Source organism: Microbacterium testaceum, assembly GCF_001476655.1.
Classification (GTDB): Bacteria; Actinomycetota; Actinomycetes; order Actinomycetales; family Microbacteriaceae; genus Microbacterium; species Microbacterium testaceum_C.
On record NZ_LDRT01000210.1, the window covers coordinates 1 to 2,165 of the forward strand.

Below are 2,165 nucleotides of genomic sequence, written 5' to 3' on the forward strand. Positions count from 1 at the left end.
TGCTCGGTCCCCCACCGCCTGCACAACACCGGCGAGACGGATGCCGTGGCGCACTGGCTGATCGTGCACGCCTGATTCCCCGCCGGGAAAATTCTCCTTGCGAGAAAAATTTCCTGCTGAGAGAATTCTCCTGGGAGGAAAAGTGGACGGCGAGAAGATCCGGAGCACGACCCAGGAATACGGCGTCGACCTCGTGGGGGATATCCCCACGATCGCCAATCCCGTGACCTCGTTGCTCGTGGCCCGGGGGGCTCAGCGTCAGAAGATGACGGCCGTCGCGGCCTCACCCCTCACCCTCGCAGAAGTCGAGCGGGTGGCACCCCTCGACATCGGCGCCCCTGTCCTCGCACTCGGCACCCGAATTACTCCCCGCAACGCAGATCACCTGCGCGGCGCGGGCATCAACTACTTCGACGAAGCCGGCAACGGCCACCTCGCATTCGGGGACACGCTCATCGACGTGCGGGGGCGGACCGCCGACTCACCCGGGCACATCCGCAAGCCGACGAAGAGCGCCTCCCTCTTCACCGAGAAACGATCGCAAGTGATTCTTGCGGTGATCAGCTGGCCCGATCTTCTCTCCGGGCGACTCCAGGACCTTGCCCGCGCCGCCGGAGTTTCGGTGAGCTTCACGCAGAAGACCCTCGTCGCACTCGAGGCAGCCAATTACCTCGACGGCTTCGGCCCGCGCGATCCCGGGTCCCTCCGAAACATCGACTCGCTGATCGACGGGTGGTCAGCGGCATTCTCCAGCGGCCTCGGCTCACGGGAGAACACGCGGACTTTCCGCGGCGAGTTCGACCCATCCGCTCTCCCCGACGACGGGCCGCCGATTTACCTCAGCGGAGAGGCCGTAGCACCGTGGATCAAAAGGCACCTGACCTGGACCATCTATACGGAGGGCATCCCCCGAGACGCTGCACGGGCGGGTCGGTGGGCGAGCGAAGAACGCGAGCCCACGATCTTCGTACGGGAGAAGTTCTGGTCCGAGCCGGTGCCCGCGGAAGCGTTCGCACGTAAACGAGTACTCGTCGCGCCCCCACTTCTCATGTACGCCGATCTCCTGGCGTCCGGGGATTCCCGGGAACGAGAAGCGGCTCACCACCTCCGCAGCGACAATGCTCGACTTCGCGCGGCTTGATCACCGCCTCCTCGACGACGTCGCGGAAGCAGTCCATGAACTCGTGAGCAGGGCGGGCGTGGATCCCGCCGGAATCATGCTCGTCGGGGCGCGGTGTCGTGACGCCATCCACTCCGCGCTGGGAAGAACGACCCCGATTCGACAGACCGATGACCTGGACCTCGGGATCGCGATCGCGTCCTGGCAACAGTTCGAGCGGATCGGCGAAACGTTTCCCTCGATCCGGGACAACGACATCGCCTACCGAATCGCCGATCTCGCTGTCGACATCGTGCCCTTCGGTACCGTCGCCGAAGACCCCCGCGGCCTCACCCGACCCGCTCCACGGAAGGAGGACATCGTCGTCTTCGGGTTCCGCGAAGTCTTCGATCGGGCCGCGTCACTGACGCTCACGGGCGGCGAATCCATCCGCCTCCCTCAGCCCGAGGGATACACGCTCCTCAAAGTGCGCGCCTGGGCAGACCGGTCGCCCGACGACAAGGATGCGAAGGACCTGGCCGTCGCGCTCGACTGGTATGCCGAAAGCGAAGACGTCTTCGATCGGCTCTACGGCGACGACATCCACGTCGCCGAGTTCTACGGCTTCGATCTGGCCCAAGGCGCCGCACGCCTCCTCGGCCGCGACGTGCGCCGTCAACTGAACCGCGAGGATGCAGATGATCTGGCCGCGCGTTTCGCTCGGCTCGACTCGCGCCACCTCGCCCGAGAGCTCCTCGGGGTTCCGGGAGACAGCGCGCGACGAGGGGCTGTCGTTCAGGCCTTCACCCGCGGACTGCGCGGAGAGGCCTGACATACCGGAACGTTCGCCGCAGCGGCATCGGGAACCTCCACCGGGCGTCGACTACTTCGAGTCGATCTACCCGCCCGGAGCCTCCGCCCACGGCGCCGACGGACTGTTCCACCACGAGGGCTACGAGGTCGGCACCGTCGTCGCGGGCGAGCTCACCATCGACTTCGAGGCCGAGCGCGTGATCCTGCGGGCGGGGGATGCCATCAGCTACCCCTGCTCGGTCCCCCACCGCCT

General features: G+C 66.3%; 3 protein-coding genes. All 3 read left to right on the forward strand.

Annotated elements, in window-relative coordinates; genetic code table 11:
* Positions 1-142 precede the first annotated feature (142 nt).
* Positions 143-1,141, forward strand: a complete 999-nt coding sequence (locus NS220_RS18415) for a type IV toxin-antitoxin system AbiEi family antitoxin (protein ID WP_058625423.1) — start codon at positions 143-145, stop codon at positions 1,139-1,141.
* A gap of 58 nt (positions 1,142-1,199) precedes the next feature.
* Positions 1,200-1,931: a hypothetical protein gene (locus tag NS220_RS18420; protein WP_206543048.1), complete on the forward strand. Its 732-nt coding sequence runs from the start codon at positions 1,200-1,202 to the stop codon at positions 1,929-1,931.
* Between the two features lie 103 nt (positions 1,932-2,034).
* Positions 2,035-2,165, forward strand: a 131-nt coding sequence (locus NS220_RS20690; RefSeq protein WP_242864684.1) for a cupin domain-containing protein, incomplete at its 3' end; no start/stop codon positions are given.